Source organism: Vibrio sp. 10N.222.55.C6 (assembly GCF_041473395.1).
Taxonomy (GTDB): domain Bacteria; phylum Pseudomonadota; class Gammaproteobacteria; order Enterobacterales; family Vibrionaceae; genus Vibrio; species Vibrio crassostreae_C.
In genome coordinates, this window is record NZ_JBFRSD010000891.1 from 1 (window position 1) to 348 (window position 348).

Annotated in this window: 1 protein-coding gene; it reads right to left on the reverse strand. The window is 37.1% G+C overall.

Translation table 11 applies throughout. The features are described from left to right. On the reverse strand, positions 1-348 hold a 348-nt coding region (locus AB4486_RS26725), incomplete at both ends, for a hypothetical protein (RefSeq protein WP_372119794.1).

The window sequence follows — 348 nt, forward strand, 5'->3', positions numbered from 1 at the left end:
CACTTGCCTTCCCCATATTCTAGGAAAGCAAATCTAACTTTATCGATTTTTGGAAGGGAGAGGTTATTACCCTTTATGTACCTCTGCTCTTTGATAAAAATCGGATTTTTGCCATTATTATTAAAGCTGTAAAAAGGAGAACTAGATGATAAATAATCTCTCGAGTTTGTTAGCTCACAGCTACTGCTTATTCCCATCTTTAGTCCGTAAAGCTCAACTGGTTTTTTGTTGGTGCACAGTTTTAAGTTATCAGGGTTACCTGAGCAAAAGACAAAACGGTCAGACTTAAGAGCGTCAATGAAATCAGCTTTAGCACCACTCTTTATACTTTCAGAAAGATCCGATACT